The organism is Bacillus sp. SRB_331 (assembly GCF_003264175.1).
GTDB lineage: Bacteria > Bacillota > Bacilli > Bacillales > Bacillaceae_G > Bacillus_A > Bacillus_A mycoides.
Map to the genome: position 1 here is coordinate 463924 of NZ_NADV01000007.1, position 14753 is coordinate 478676.

Annotated in this window: 17 protein-coding genes, 1 pseudogene and 1 riboswitch; of the genes and pseudogenes, 13 read left to right on the forward strand and 5 right to left on the reverse strand. The window is 34.6% G+C overall.

Annotated features, from left to right (window positions below; genetic code table 11):
* Positions 1-19 precede the first annotated feature (19 nt).
* The 4 genes from B5P42_RS05920 (at position 20) to alo (ending at position 4954) form a co-directional block, all read left to right on the forward strand.
* Positions 20-1036, forward strand: coding sequence for an ABC transporter permease (locus tag B5P42_RS05920; protein WP_002166486.1), 1017 nt, complete (start codon positions 20-22; stop codon positions 1034-1036).
* Positions 1033-2097: an iron chelate uptake ABC transporter family permease subunit gene (locus tag B5P42_RS05925; RefSeq protein WP_002089519.1), complete on the forward strand. Its 1065-nt coding sequence runs from the start codon at positions 1033-1035 to the stop codon at positions 2095-2097. Before B5P42_RS05920 ends, B5P42_RS05925 begins: the two co-directional genes overlap by 4 nt.
* Complete coding sequence (locus B5P42_RS05930; protein ID WP_002192292.1) at positions 2094-2846, forward strand: iron ABC transporter ATP-binding protein; 753 nt, start codon at positions 2094-2096, stop codon at positions 2844-2846. The genes B5P42_RS05925 and B5P42_RS05930 overlap by 4 nt, the downstream gene beginning before the upstream one ends.
* 578 nt (positions 2847-3424) lie before the next feature.
* Positions 3425-4954 carry an anthrolysin O/cereolysin O family cholesterol-dependent cytolysin Alo gene (gene alo / locus B5P42_RS05935; RefSeq protein ID WP_113733823.1) on the forward strand — a complete coding sequence of 510 codons (1530 nt, stop codon included), beginning with the start codon at positions 3425-3427 and terminating at the stop codon, positions 4952-4954.
* A gap of 51 nt (positions 4955-5005) precedes the next feature.
* On the opposite strand, the gene B5P42_RS05940 is transcribed toward alo, so the two are convergent.
* From B5P42_RS05940 to B5P42_RS05950, 3 genes are all read right to left on the reverse strand, one after another.
* Positions 5006-6286, reverse strand: a complete 1281-nt coding sequence (locus B5P42_RS05940) for a purine/pyrimidine permease (RefSeq protein WP_113733824.1) — start codon at positions 6284-6286, stop codon at positions 5006-5008.
* Positions 6287-6413: 127 nt separating this feature from the next.
* The gene (gene cynS, locus B5P42_RS05945; protein ID WP_001081567.1) at positions 6414-6863 is read right to left on the reverse strand and encodes a cyanase; all 450 of its coding nucleotides are present in this window, start codon (positions 6861-6863) and stop codon (positions 6414-6416) included.
* Between the two features lie 31 nt (positions 6864-6894).
* Positions 6895-7476 carry a beta-class carbonic anhydrase gene (locus tag B5P42_RS05950; RefSeq protein WP_000926491.1) on the reverse strand — a complete coding sequence of 194 codons (582 nt, stop codon included), beginning with the start codon at positions 7474-7476 and terminating at the stop codon, positions 6895-6897.
* A gap of 167 nt (positions 7477-7643) precedes the next feature.
* On the opposite strand from B5P42_RS05950, the gene B5P42_RS05955 reads away from it, so the two are divergent.
* From B5P42_RS05955 to B5P42_RS05980, 6 genes and pseudogenes are all read left to right on the forward strand, one after another.
* Positions 7644-8075, forward strand: coding sequence for an Lrp/AsnC family transcriptional regulator (locus B5P42_RS05955; protein ID WP_002089514.1), 432 nt, complete (start codon positions 7644-7646; stop codon positions 8073-8075).
* Between the two features lie 32 nt (positions 8076-8107).
* Positions 8108-8404: pseudogene (locus B5P42_RS05960) on the forward strand (winged helix-turn-helix transcriptional regulator).
* Positions 8405-8475: 71 nt separating this feature from the next.
* On the forward strand, positions 8476-8880 hold the full coding sequence (psiE, locus tag B5P42_RS05965; RefSeq protein ID WP_002089513.1) for a phosphate-starvation-inducible protein PsiE: 405 nt from the start codon (positions 8476-8478) through the stop codon (positions 8878-8880).
* A gap of 137 nt (positions 8881-9017) precedes the next feature.
* Positions 9018-9533, forward strand: a complete 516-nt coding sequence (speG, locus tag B5P42_RS05970; protein WP_002034701.1) for a spermidine N1-acetyltransferase — start codon at positions 9018-9020, stop codon at positions 9531-9533.
* Positions 9534-9714: 181 nt separating this feature from the next.
* Positions 9715-9927 carry a DUF3955 domain-containing protein gene (locus B5P42_RS05975; protein ID WP_181458785.1) on the forward strand — a complete coding sequence of 71 codons (213 nt, stop codon included), beginning with the start codon at positions 9715-9717 and terminating at the stop codon, positions 9925-9927.
* 63 nt (positions 9928-9990) lie between these two features.
* Positions 9991-10215, forward strand: coding sequence for a DUF3947 family protein (locus tag B5P42_RS05980; protein ID WP_113733825.1), 225 nt, complete (start codon positions 9991-9993; stop codon positions 10213-10215).
* Positions 10216-10409: 194 nt separating this feature from the next.
* Here the strand turns inward: B5P42_RS05980 and crcB (B5P42_RS05990) are convergent, their stop codons facing one another.
* Both crcB (B5P42_RS05990) and crcB (B5P42_RS05995) read right to left on the reverse strand, forming a co-directional pair.
* Positions 10410-10766: a fluoride efflux transporter CrcB gene (crcB, locus tag B5P42_RS05990; RefSeq protein WP_002167412.1), complete on the reverse strand. Its 357-nt coding sequence runs from the start codon at positions 10764-10766 to the stop codon at positions 10410-10412.
* The gene (gene crcB, locus B5P42_RS05995; RefSeq protein ID WP_002143706.1) at positions 10763-11167 is read right to left on the reverse strand and encodes a fluoride efflux transporter CrcB; all 405 of its coding nucleotides are present in this window, start codon (positions 11165-11167) and stop codon (positions 10763-10765) included. Before crcB (B5P42_RS05995) ends, crcB (B5P42_RS05990) begins: the two co-directional genes overlap by 4 nt.
* A gap of 54 nt (positions 11168-11221) precedes the next feature.
* Positions 11222-11281: riboswitch (Fluoride riboswitch) on the reverse strand.
* Positions 11282-11500: 219 nt separating this feature from the next.
* On the opposite strand from crcB (B5P42_RS05995), the gene B5P42_RS06000 reads away from it, so the two are divergent.
* The 3 genes from B5P42_RS06000 to B5P42_RS06010 all read left to right on the forward strand — a co-directional run bounded on the left by B5P42_RS06000 (position 11501) and on the right by B5P42_RS06010 (position 14703).
* A complete protein-coding gene (locus B5P42_RS06000) occupies positions 11501-12559 on the forward strand; it encodes an endonuclease/exonuclease/phosphatase family protein (RefSeq protein WP_113733827.1) in 1059 nt (352 codons plus the stop codon).
* A 34-nt stretch (positions 12560-12593) separates the two neighbouring features.
* Positions 12594-14096, forward strand: coding sequence for a DUF4077 domain-containing protein (locus B5P42_RS06005; protein WP_113733828.1), 1503 nt, complete (start codon positions 12594-12596; stop codon positions 14094-14096).
* 211 nt (positions 14097-14307) lie between these two features.
* On the forward strand, positions 14308-14703 hold the full coding sequence (locus B5P42_RS06010) for an SET domain-containing protein (RefSeq protein WP_002129853.1): 396 nt from the start codon (positions 14308-14310) through the stop codon (positions 14701-14703).
* The last annotated feature ends 50 nt before the right edge of the window (positions 14704-14753 follow it).

The window sequence follows — 14753 nt, forward strand, 5'->3', positions numbered from 1 at the left end:
TGTAAAGGAGTACGAAACAGTGTCAAAAAATATGATTTCTAGGGTTGAGAATATTTCTCAACCCCAGTTTTATAATCACAATAAAATATGGACAAAACCTTTTATAATAGCGATTATAGTTGTTATAATTTTAGGGATTATATCACTGTTTACTGGAGTTTATGATATACGTGGACAAGAGGACGGAATGGAGATGTTTTTCATCACTCGTGTTCCGAGAACAGTTGCATTAATGCTTACTGGAGCTGCAATGGCGATGGCAGGGCTCGTAATGCAATTAATTACACAGAATCGTTTTGTTGAACCTACTACAACGGGGACTATTGAATGGTCAGGCTTAGGCCTGCTTTTTGTATATTTATTATTTCCTGCCCCGACGTTAGTTCAAAGAATGACTGGTGCAATCATTTTTTCTTTTATAGGAACTATGATTTTCTTTCTATTTTTAAGAAGAGTTAAACTTCGTTCGTCTTTAATTGTCCCGATTATCGGATTGATGCTTGGAGCAGTTATTTCTGCAGTGTCTACTTTTTTGGGACTCCTTTTTCAAATGACGCAAAGTATTGAAACTTGGTTCGTAGGTTCGTTTGCTACCGTTCAGGTGGGAAGATATGAATATTTATGGCTGATTGTTATCGTTACTTTGCTTATTTTTATGTATGCTAATAGATTGACTTTAGCTGGACTAGGAGAAGATGTCGCAACAAGCCTTGGAGTTAATTACAATAGAATTGTTCTTTTTGGGACTGGCCTTATCTCTGTTGCAGTTGGAATTGTTGCAGCTGTTATTGGAAACTTACCTTTCTTGGGATTAATTGTTCCAAACATTGTTTCAATGTTTAGGGGAGATGATCTTAGGAGTAATTTACCTTGGGTATGTGTGATCGGAATGGGGACAATAACTGCCTGTGACATCATTTCTCGAACAATTATAAAGCCTTTTGAAGTACCTGTTTCTTTAATACTTGCAACAGTGGGAGCAGTCGTATTTATTACTATTTTATTGAGAAAAAGAAAACCAAGGAGGCTGCGATGATCACATTAGACTATAGAAATAAAGAAAATGTCGAAATCGATTCTAGCCTTCATAATGAAAGTAGATCAGCTAGCGCTTTTCGTTCTAAGAAGGAAGCAAGACGTTATTGGATTGTACTGATAACATTGATCGCTTTAGGTCTCCTTTCTTCATATGGACTTTTAGTTTATAACAATCCAGTTCCGATAGATTCACCTTCTTTTATCCCAGTTGTTAAGAGAAGGATAATAGCCATTGTTGCGATGATTATTGCTGCAGTTTGCCATAGCTTGTCGACAGTTGCTTTCCAATCTATTACGAACAATAAGATTATTACTCCTTCGCTTTTAGGTTTCGAATCACTTTATTCAGCAATTCATACGAGTACAATATTCTTCTTTGGTGCTAGTGCATTAATAAACTTTAATGGAATTGGATCGTTTGTATTCCAAGTTGTTGTTATGGTCTTCATGAGTTTGATACTTTATGGATGGTTACTTTCCGGTAAATACGGGAATTTACAACTTATGCTTTTAGTTGGAATTATTATTGGTACCGGACTAAATTCTGTGTCAACTTTTATGAGAAAGCTACTTGCGCCTTCAGAGTTTGATATTTTACAAGCGAAATTATTTGGTTCTGTTAATCACGCAGATCCTGCATATTTTCCTATTGTAATTCCTATGATCATAATTGTAGCAGTATTAATTTTTGCTCATTCTAAGAATTTGAATGTTTTGTCACTAGGAAAGGATGTTGCTACTTCTTTTGGAGTTAAATATCAACCTAGTGTAATTTATACGCTTGTATTAGTTGCTATTTTGATGTCCATTTCAACAGCTCTAATTGGGCCACTTACTTTCTACGGCTTTTTAGTAGCAACTTTGAGTTATCAGGCGGCGTCAACTTATGATCATAGATATATTTTTCCAATGGCTTTTGCAATAGGATTTTTGATAATGACGAGTGCATACTTTTTAATGTATCATGTATTCCATGCTCAAGGTGTAGTTTCAGTTATTATTGAATTATTTGGTGGAATAATATTCTTAACTATAGTTTTAAGGAAGAGGGCTTTATGATAAAAATTGATAATGTTAAAAAGTTCTATACTGATAAGGTGAAAATAGGACCTTTGGATATTGAAATACCAAAAGCGGGCTTTACTTCTTTAATTGGACCAAATGGCGCTGGAAAGTCAACGACACTATTGATGATTGGAAGACTTTTAGATATGGATGAAGGCCAAATTCAGGTAGCAAATATGGATGTTTCTGAATCCAAATCAAAAGACTTAGCAAAAGTTTTGACTATATTGCGACAAGAGAATCATTTTGTAACTAGGCTTACTGTTAGACAATTAGTTGGATTTGGGCGCTTTCCTTATTCAAAGGGAAGATTAACTAAAGAGGATGAAGTTATTATTTCTAAATATATCGATTTTCTAGATTTAACTAATTTAGAGAATAGATATTTAGATGAGCTTTCTGGTGGTCAAAGACAAAGGGCATATGTAGCGATGGTATTGTGCCAAGAGACTGAATATGTACTTTTGGACGAGCCTCTGAACAACCTTGATGTTGCTCGTTCTGTTCAAATGATGGAGCATTTGAGACGTGCGGCTAATGAATTTGGAAGAACAATTTTGACTGTTATGCATGACATAAATTTTGCAGCCAAATATTCTGATAAAATTTGTGCTATGAAAGATGGACAAATTGCTGCTTTTGGAACAGTAGAAGAGGTTATGGACCCGGAAATTTTGACAGATATTTTTGAAACAAAAATAGAAATTATCAATGGTCCTTATGGGCCAATTGCTGTTTATTAGTTACAAAGTGTAAAAAATGAGTATGTCAAAAAAATACTGTAGCTTGTGTAAATCATGCCAGCTACTCTAGTTGAAGTTGCTGTCTGTATTTTATAGGCAGCAGCTTTTTTTAATGCGGTTGCCCATGATAACTCTTGATATTTCTGGCTGCTCGTAACAGTCCTGCATGTATTTCATTACTTCCGGTCCTGCGATGCTTCCAACAATAAACTTGTAAATTACTCATGAAATGCAAAGGAACGCTTCGTATTTTCAAGTATTTACCAAACGAAAAATTTATCTCTGTATAACTTTTTATAAGAATTTAGCTTGTTTTTTTTGTATGTAATATTGCATATAAGAGTGTATTGATAAAAGTGTAAGGGGTCACTATAATGAGGGCATAAAGATAAATCACATTTTCGTAGCAATAAAAAAGGAGGAAATAATATGGAAATCGCAATGGCAGTTTTGAAATTTGTAGGTGGCGTAATCCCGTTAATTCAAGAACTTTTGAAAGCATTTATGTAGGTTTATTAGTTAGCTATCATTTATCAATCATTATCATATCTTACTAAAAAAAGAACGGGGTAATTTTTCTGAATATTAAGAAAAACACTAAAAGAAGAAAGTTCCTTGCGTGTTTATTAGTTAGTCTATGCACTATTAATTATTCATCTATTTCCTTCGCAGAAACACAAGTAGGTAATGCAACTGATGTAACCAAAAATGCTAGTGGCATTGATACTGGTATAGCAAATCTTAAATATAATAATCAAGAGGTTTTAGCTGTAAATGGTGATAAGGTAGAGAGTTTTGTTCCGAAAGAAAGTATCAATTCAAATGGTAAATTTGTAGTAGTGGAACGCGAGAAAAAATCACTTACAACTTCACCAGTCGATATTTCGATTATTGATTCTGTGGTGAATCGTACGTATCCAGGAGCGGTACAACTTGCAAATAAAGCTTTTGCAGACAATCAACCGAGTTTATTAGTGGCTAAGAGAAAGCCTTTAAATATTAGTATAGACTTACCTGGCATGAGAAAAGAAAATACAATTACTGTCCAGAATCCGACATATGGTAATGTGGCTGGAGGAGTAGATGATTTAGTATCTACTTGGAATGAAAAGTATTCTAAAACACATACGTTACCTGCAAGAATGCAGTATACAGAATCAATGGTTTATAGTAAATCACAAATCGCAAGTGCCCTTAACGTTAACGCCAAATATCTTGATAACAGTCTAAACATTGATTTTAATGCGGTTGCAAATGGAGAGAAAAAAGTGATGGTAGCGGCATATAAGCAAATATTTTATACCGTAAGTGCTGAACTACCTAACAATCCATCCGATCTTTTTGATAATAGTGTTACTTTTGGTGAGTTAACTCGTAAAGGTGTAAGTAATTCGGCCCCACCTGTTATGGTCTCAAATGTAGCTTATGGTAGAACTGTTTATGTAAAATTAGAAACAACATCTAAGAGCAAAGATGTACAAGCTGCTTTTAAAGCCTTACTTAAGAATAACAGCGTCGAAACGAATGGACAGTACAAAGATATTTTTGAAGAAAGTACTTTTACTGCTGTAGTATTAGGCGGAGATGCGAAAGAGCATAACAAGGTTGTTACTAAAGATTTCAATGAAATCCGAAATATCATTAAAGATAATGCTGAATTAAGTCTTAAAAATCCAGCATACCCAATTTCATATACAAGTACTTTTTTAAAAGATAATGCAACTGCTGCTGTTCATAACAATACAGATTATATCGAGACGACAACTACAGAATATTCAAGTGCTAAAATGACACTGGATCATTACGGTGCTTACGTTGCGCAATTTGATGTATCTTGGGATGAATTCACATTTGATCAAAATGGTAAAGAAGTACTAACACATAAAACATGGGATGGTAGCGGCAAAGACAAAACGGCTCATTACTCTACAGTTATCCCTCTTCCACCAAATTCAAAAAATATAAAAATCGTAGCAAGAGAATGTACTGGTCTTGCATGGGAATGGTGGAGAACAATTATTAATGAACAAAATGTTCCATTAACAAATGAAATAAAAGTTTCAATTGGAGGAACAACATTATACCCAACTGCTAGTATTAGTCATTAGGTATAAAAAGGCGCCCTGTAAGCAGGGCGCTTTTTTACTTAGTCACAAATTTTACTCTTTCCAAAACTGTTCCAATAGAATGACAAGCATGGTACCCACAAGTAATCCATTACTTAAAACATATTGTAAGGAAGAAGGAATTCCGCTAAATGCACTTTCTGGAAGAAACATTATTCCCAAACTGATTAATAATGAAATTCCTAATATAGTTAATCGGCGTTGATTTAATTCTTCACGTAAAATGGATTGAAATGAAATGCCTATTACTTGGACAAATGTTGCTAAAAGTGCGGCATTAGCAATAGGACCTGGTAGCGAGGATATAAAGTTTACAATTGAAGGAATAAAAGAAATTCCTGCTAATATAAGACTTGCTATAAGGAACGACTTCACTTTTCTTTGTCCTGTTAGTTGAATAAATCCTGCTGATGCAGGTAATGGTACAATTCCAATTGTAGAAAACAACGACGAGATAATATGCGATATACCTCCGGCCCACACGCCGCGGTTCAGTATTTGCTTTTCATTTTCTTTAGATAACGGAGCCACTTGTTTTACAGCCGAAATAGCAGCGATTGTATTTGCAACTAAAAGAAATGTAAATAAAGTTGCAGTTAGAGCCATTCCAATATCTAATCTAGGTGTGCCCCAAGAAAATAGCTCTGGTAACTTAACTAACGGTGTGTGTGAAGGCATATGAGATGATTTTCCTAATACAGCATACAAAAGCCAACCACATGAAATTCCAAGTAACACAGCGTAACTTTTCATCCATCCGTTCCCTTTAATTGATAAGAAAGTAATAAGGGCAAAAACAAAGAGCGCAATAGCAGCCGTTGTATAATCAGGATGAGTTACAGCTCCTTGTAATCCCATCATTCCTTTTAGTAACACACCACTAAGCTGAAGAGATAATATTAAAAGAAAAGTTCCTGTAACCAAGGGTGTAAATAAACGTAGAATTCGATGAACAAGCCCTGTTATACCAAGGACGAAGAGTAATATACCTGCAATAATTAATCCGCCTTCTAAAAGTTGTAATACATCCTTTGCACTTTGTCCCTGATGCATAGCGACTTGTCCCAATATGACAAATATACTTACCCATGAACCGGCTGGCCCATCCGCTATGGGATAGCGATGCCCAAACCATGCTTGTATAAATGAACTTACTCCTACAACTAAAAAAGTTCGTTGCATTAATGTTGAGATATCTTCTATTGATAAATGGAATATGCCACCAATAATGATAGGCAATGCAATTGCATTTGCTAATAAAAACACAAACCACTGTAGAATACTAAAGCTCGTATCGACGTATTTTTTATTCATATTATTCTCCCTTGTATAAAAAGAATCTCATAGTAAAAATCCATCCTTTCTACACAGCTAGATTAAAAAGGATGGATTTTGTAAATCTATAAAATTACTTTAATTATATAGATAGATTTTTAATTAATTACCATGTACGGAACGGTAAGAATTTCCCGTTAAGTGTAATCACGATACGAGGGTCGCCACCTTTTGGATCTTCTTGTGTATCCACACCTAGATTGAAGTTAATTGCACTCATTACACCTTCTCCAGCTTTTTCTAAGATTAATTCTCTAAGAGTTGGTGCGTATTGTAACATCATTTCATATAATCGATATAAGATTGGGTCAGTAGGAGGCATTTGCATTACTTGACCTCTAAGTGGAACTACTGTTAATGCTTGAACTACTTCTTCATCTAATTCTAATAGTTTACCGATTTTTTCTGCTTCTGGACGTGTCATTGTAGCTTGTCCTAATAACGCTGTTACAACCCAAGTCTCAGAGTTTTCACTTACTTTTGAAATTTCTTCCCATGTTAAACCTTTTGCAATTTTTGCTTCCATAATTTTTTGCGTAGCTTCTTGTCTATTCATATCTAATAACTTCCCTTCATTTAAGTAATAATTAATTTTTCATACCATTTAATGCTTTATATCCATCAACTATTAAATCTAATTTACCTGTGTGAGGATCAATAACTAAACCATGTACAGGAACATCTTTTGGAATAAGTGGATGATTTCTTACTAAATCAACATTAGCTTGAGTTGAACCGTTGACATCATCGAATCCAAATAACCATTTTTCAAGGTCAACACCAGCATATTCAATCGCTGATAAAATTTCTGGTGAAGCTACTCCACGATCTAATATTTTTTGAAGTGTTCCTTTTGGATTAGTTTGGCTCGCACCACATCTTTGGTGTCCGATAAGGAAGATTTCATCTGCATTTAGATCATATACTGATGCGACAACACTTTGCATAACACTATCGAAAGCAGAAGCAATTTTACCACCTGCATTTCTGATAACTTTTGCATCACCATCGTGTATATCTAAAGCTTTTGGAAGTAGCTCAATTAAACGAGCGTCCATGCAAGAAACAACAACCATACGTTTTTTAGGCATTTTTGTCGCTTCACGAGGAGCGTATTCTTTATTTTCTACAAATTGTTCATTGAACGATAAAATCTCTTGTAATAACATATTTGTAACCTCCTTTAAATCTAGATGTATTTTTTTGTTGCGTCCTCTGTGTTATAAGTAAATATAACTGATAAACAATGTGATGTAAGAGGATAAACTAAGTATAGTGAATTGTATCGACAAGCAGAATAAGTTGGCGAAACACTTTCTGGCTTTCTACTTTCACGATGAAAGGATTGGTTTATATCATTGATCAAACAGATTTTGAGATACTGAAATTATTAGGAGAAAACTCAAGAATACAATGGAAAGAACTTGGTCAAAAAATACATATGACGGGGCAGGCTGTAGGAAATCGAATTCGAAGATTAGAGGATTTAGGGATTATTGAACAATATACAATCGCAATAAACCGAATCAAATTAGGACAAGTAGTGACTGCATTTGTTACTTTATTCGTAACAACAGCTAATCATCAAGAGTTTATGAATTTCTTTCAAAAAGAAGAAGGGATTTCTGAAGTAGACCGTATAAGTGGTGAGGGATGTTATTTATTAAAAACACATTTTGCTTCCAATGAAGACTTAGATAAATTTCTAGGACGACTATTAGAGTACGGGAATTATCGTGTTAACCTATCAATAGGAAAGTTAAAATAAGATTTCTTTTTTTGAGGTTATAGTAACCTTATTTGCTAATCCCTATTTGTATAGAGATAATAAAGTCGTTTGATTTTTATCCCGCATTAACGGGCGAGTTAAAACGATTGGTAACTGGTATTACGCAAAAAATGCTTACTGAGCAATTGAAAGAGCTTGAAAAAGATGGGCTTGTGTCTAGAAAAGTATACAATCAAGTACCACCGAAAGTTGAGTGAAACAGGGACAATCATTAAAAGAAGTTTTAAAAGTACTTTGCGATTGGGGAGGCAACTATATTAAGCAAAGATATCCTAATGGTGATAGTGAAAGAGGACGATCATATATGATTTAACACTCCTATAATTGTAAGTTTGCTATAATGAACAAGTACTTATACGAAGGGGAGTTTAAAGAGAAAATGAAATCATTTAACATCGATCATTTTATTGCTAGTGTCTTGCAGTGGATATTAAATATAGCTCTAATCATATTATCCATTGTCTTATCTATCTTTTTAATTAATGAAACGATTACTTTTATTCAATACATATTTTCGACGAAGAAGTATACATCTTATAAATTAGTTGAAAGTATTATCGTCTATTTCTTATACTTCGAGTTTATCGCATTAATTATTAAGTATTTCAAATCGAATTATCATTTTCCGTTACGTTATTTTATTTATATCGGAATTACGGCTTTAATTAGATTAATTATTGTATCTCATGAGGAACCGATGGAGACGTTATTATATGCGGGATCCATTCTTGTTTTAGTTATTGCTTTATACATATCGAATATGAGAGATTTGAGAAAAGAGTAGTGCAGACATAAGTTTGCACTACTTTTTGTACCTTGACCTTCAAGTTACTTGAAGGTTTACAATGTAATTAGGGCGTTTGAAATCGAAAAAAATTGAGAAATTAAGTGAAGAGGTTATTTTACTTGGAGGTTATAGAAATGAGTCAGGAATTAAAGTTACGTCCTTTAGAACGGGAAGATTTAAAGTTCGTGCACGAACTTAATAATAACGCACATATTATGTCTTATTGGTTTGAAGAGCCGTATGAGGCTTTTGTAGAACTACAGGATTTATATGATAAACATATCCACGATCAAAGTGAACGCCGTTTTATCCTGGAGAAAGATAATGAGATGGTTGGATTAGTTGAGTTAGTGGAAATTGATTATATTCATCGAAGAACTGAATTCCAGATTATTATTGATCCGAATTATCAAGGACATGGTTATGCAGCGGAAGCGACGCGTTTAGCGATGGATTACGCTTTTTCTGTATTAAATATGCATAAACTCTATTTAGTTGTTGATAAAGAGAATGAAAAGGCTGTACATGTTTATAAAAAGGTTGGATTTATGGTAGAAGGAGAACTTCTCGACGAGTTTTTCGTTGATGGAAACTACCATAATGCGATAAGAATGTGCATGTTCCAGAAGGAATATTTTAGAACGAAATAATGGAGTGAAAAGGCTATAGACGATCATTGTCTATAGCCTTTTTTATTATGTTTAACAACAACTATTTATTGTAAAACAATAAATAGTTGTTGACTTAAAATGTTAGTGGGCTTATTATGATGGTATTGAGAATAGTAAAAAGGAATGCAGATAAATTAATTGTGAAATCAAAGGAGAATATATTATGAAAAAATATTTATTAGCTTCTAGTCCAATATTTTTAGGAGTGTTATGCATCATTATGTTTAATGTAATTGGTTCGGAAGTAAAACCAGACGGAACTTTAGTGGAGCCATTTTACTTAATTCCGTTAGCATATTTATTTACCTTCACTGGAATTGTTGCAATTTTGTGTGTGGCTCTTTTCTCGGTGCTTCGAAAAAAGACAGCGTAATAAAACACTTGCCATGAAATAGAAACATACGATAGGGAAGAAAAATAAAAAGTGAGCTGAATCATGGTGAATCATTATTGTTATCCTGAAAGACAAGTAGGATCGGCTATTACTTTGGCAGGAGCACAGGGGACAATTCATGCTGTGAATCAAGCGATTCAAATGCAGCAGCAAGCACAAGTAGCACAAATGATGCAGAGCCAGTATATGTCGTATTCACAGCTTCCTGTGCAAAGTATACATTATGATGTGTATCCAGCTGGTTTATCCCGCATTAACGGGCAGTAAAATTCCCACCTCAAAATTCGGCAGGAGCAAAGAAGTTAGGTGGGAGTCGGGCTGCCCGTAAACGCCCGATTGGTGAAGGCTAATAATCAGTGGGTAAGAACAAAACCCCCACTGATTAAAGTTTCACTTTATTTCCATTCCATATGGCGGGACATACTTCTTATGAAAGAAAGCGACTCAATAGAGTCGCTTTTTTATATTCCACCGAGCTTCATTCCAAGGAATGCGAATAGGATACCAATTATGTAAGTAGTACTTAAATATAAAAGGAATGTGTAAATTTTTTTGCGATTGAGAAGCTGAATGGACTCTAATTTAAGTGTCGAAAATGTGGTGAATGCGCCCATAAATCCAGTTCCTAATAATAATTGCCATCCTGTAGAGACTCCGTTGCCAATTATATACCCGAGTAAAAATGCTCCTGTTATATTAATAAGGAATGTAGCAATTGGAAAGGGTGTTTTATTTCTTTTTTTAAACCAATTGCTAATTGCAAATCGTGTAATCGCACCGAAAAACCCTCCAGTTGCCACTAATAAAGCTTCCATCATAAGTGATCACCTTCCGTAAGTGATTTCTTAATTAAGAAATCACCTAGTGTATAGCCAAGTCCAGACATAATGAGACCGCCAAGTATGCTACATGATACATATAAGAAAGCCGTGCTCCATTCAGAATGATTGATTAATTGCACAGTTTCTACACTAAATGTTGAAAACGTCGTAAATGAACCGATGAATCCAGTCCCGATGCCTGTGATAACCTCTGAAGGTAAGATGTTTAGCCGGGCGATATACGTAGTTAGCCATGCTAATAAGAAGCAGCCGGCTAAGTTAATGAGTAATGTAGCTAATGGAAAAGAATGATGCCAAAATGTATGAATAGTAAGACCTAAATAATAGCGGGAAAGGGCTCCTAATATGCCGGCGATGCCAACGATAATATAAATCAATTTTCTCACCTCTTTAAATAGCTTGCTCAAAAAAATAGACTCCTACCAGTAGTTATACTGGTAGGAGTCATTAGCTAAGCAGCGGTTATGGCGAACTCCATCACCTATGATTATTACATATAGTGTACTAAACATTGCGTTTAATTTCCAGTGAAGAAGTTGGTGCATTTTGTATTTATATAATAGTTTAAGATAGGGAATCATTACTTATAAACTAAATATAGTGATATAAGGTTTTCAGTGTGATAAAATATTTCGTATGTCTGTCATTTCTTTATTTAACTGAAAATAAAGAAAAGTAAAATCGTATGTTTTAGAAAAGGAGTCGTTTGTTTGAAAAAGTTATTAAAAATAGTACTTATATGTATTTTAGTAGGTGTGGGAGTTGTAGGTGGGTTTTTAGCTTATATGACACTTACAAAAGAACAGCCGGCTGATGTTATAAGCTTGAAGGTGGAAAACAATAAAGAGCGCGTAATTGCGCATGGAAATGAATTTAAAGTTACAACATTTAATATTGGATATGCTGGATTAGATAAGGATCAAGACTTCTTTATGGATGGGGGAAAAGGGTCTGGTTCAAGTAGTAAAGAACAAACTGAAACTAACTTAAAGAATATGCTTTCGTTTTTACAAAATGAGAATAGTGATTTTGCGCTATTACAAGAAGTAGATATAAAATCAATGCGATCATTTGATGTAAATGGGCATGAATTTTTGAAAAAAGGACTACCTGATTATGCTTCTTCGTTCGGAAAGAACTATGATACAAAATGGGTTCCTGTACCAATCACAAGTCCAATGGGATATGCTGAAGCTGGATTAAGTACATTTTCTAAATATACGGTTCAAACAGCGAAGAGATTTCAGCTTCCTGGAATGGAGCCGTGGCCAAAGCGTTTATTTGATTTAGACCGAGCGATTGTTGAACATAAAATTCCTGTTAATAATGGGAAATTTGTTAGGCTCGTAAACTTACATTTATCTGCTTATGATGAAGGTGGGAAAATTAGAAAGCAGCAAGTAGAGTATTTAAAAAAATATATGAACAAGCATTATAAAAATGGTGATTATGTAATAATGGGTGGAGACTGGAATCAATTAATTTCTAACGCTCAGTTAAGTGATCCGAAGTTCGTGAAAGAGCGTCCTGAGTGGTTAGTAGCGTTACCAAAGGACTTTACTGATGGTGGCTTTAAGTGGGCTGTAGATCCGTCTGTTATGACTGTGAGAGATGATGTGAAGAAATATGTGGAAGGTGAAAATTTCGTCACGATTATTGATGGTTTTATCGTTTCACCGAATGTTGAAATTGTAAATGTACAAGGGAAAGATTTGAAGTTTGAAAATAGCGATCATAACCCAGTGAGTGCGGTATTCAAGCTGAGGTAATCGATACGTATGAGTAGAAGGTGGGGCTTCATATATGGAGTGGTTAAAGAGAACTTGTTTTTCTAACCTTGAGAAAGAATCACAGAAAAATCATTTATTGCTATTTATCACGATTTGTAGTTTCTTCCTTGGGATAATCGCGATTGGGTATTACGGATATATTTTTACAGAGAGAGCAATAGCATTTTGGATGTGTGGTATTTCTATCGTAGTATTTGGAACGCTGCTTACTTTTATAGAAAGTATGGAAGCAATGTATAAATACATCATGACATGTATGCTACTTATTATGTCTTTCATTATGGTACAAGCATTTAATGAAAGCCCAGCTGTATTTCAAATGGTCTATTTTACATTAGCGGTTTCACTTATTTATTTGAGTGAACGTCTTATTTTAATTCTTGGCGGGGTAGCAGTTGTTGTTACATTTATACTTTGTAGTTATTGGCCAAATCAATTTTTTGCGTATACAGCGTCATCTGAAGCTGCAAATTTCGCAAGCTTGTTAGCGATTGTAACGATTGCAATGTGGGGCGTAACGAAGATTGGCTCTAATCTGTTAGCTCGTTTAAGTGATGAGAAGCAAGAAGTAATGAGGAAAGCTCAGGAGCTAGAAGAAACGCAAAGACTTATTGAGGAAACGGTTGGGAAACTAGATAGTAATTTCAATCACTTAAGACAAAATATGAATACATCGATGGAGTCGATGAGTGAAATTAATTTTGCTTTTGAAGAGGTGGCAGTTGGCACTCAATCACAATCAGAGATGATGTCACGTTCAGTAGAAGTATTGAACGATATGGAAGGGAATATTGAACAAATTATATCTCAAGTAAGAAATGCATCGATTCGTGTTGATGAAAGTTTAGAGATTTCAAAGGGTAGTGTACATACTTTACGAAATTTTGAAGCGAATATGAGAAGTTTAAATGATGTTGTTTCACAATCAGGAATTATATTTAGAGATTTAATGATGCAGTCGAAGCAAATCAACGAAATTGTAGATGTAATAACGAATATTTCTAGTCAGACGAGTTTGTTAGCCTTAAATGCAAATATAGAAGCTGCAAGAGCAGGTAAGCACGGAAAAGGATTTGCTATAGTAGCGAATGAAGTATTAAAACTTGCCGAAGAATCGAATCGTTCTGCGGGGAGAATTCAAGGTATTTTGAAGGAGTTTAGTCATCAAGCAAGCAAGGTGGAAGTACAGGTAGAGAAATCAGAAAGAGTACAAGAAGAATGTAACGAAATGTTAGCAAGTGTTTTGACGAATGTAACGGATTTAGGGAAGTTTATTGATGCGATTAATGATGTAATGAGGGAGATTGTTGGTCATCAAGAAAGTTTCCAAGCTAAAACGACGAATATCGTAAAGGACGTTACACATGCTTCTAACGTAATTCAACAAACTTCTGCAGCTACGGAAGAAGTGTTAGCGAGTGTTGAAGAAGAAAAGCATCGAAATGATACATCGGTGAAGACGTTACATACTGTTAGCGAGCAAGTGAAGTTGCTAGAAGATATTTTAGAAAAGTAATATCTCTTAAAAAGGGTACACCATGTGTGCTCTTTTTTCATTTAAATGAATACTTGATAGTAATTTAATTGCTTTTCTGCGCGTTTTCTGCCAAGCTTAAGGAGATAAACTGAGACTTTAATTAGTGGGGCTATACGCTACTGATTATTAGTTGAACCCCGCAAATAGCGGAATAAAATACTTCAAAGAAAGAATTATATAGGTGACGCATATGATCGAAGTTAAGACTTCTGAACTTAGTGATGGAGAATTTAATAGAGGGGTATTTGCAACTCGTGATATTAAAAAGGGTGAGTTGATTCACTCAGCACCAGTTATCTCTTATCCGAATGAACAGCATGAACACATTGAGAAAACGTTACTTGCTGACTACGCATTTGAGTATGGGGTAAATCATACGGCATTCCTTTTAGGATACGGCATGTTATTTAATCATTCATATAAGCCGAATGCAACGTATGATATTGTCTTTGAGAATCATACGTTTAACTTCTTTGCTTACAAAGATATAAAAGTTGGAGAAGAGATTCTAATCAATTATAATGGTGAAGTTGATGACGATGAGCTATTATGGTTTGATAAGGAAAAAGAAGAGAACGAAAAATAAGTTAAAAAGTATAGAGAGGGCACATTCTGTGGGATGTGCCCTTTTTTTAT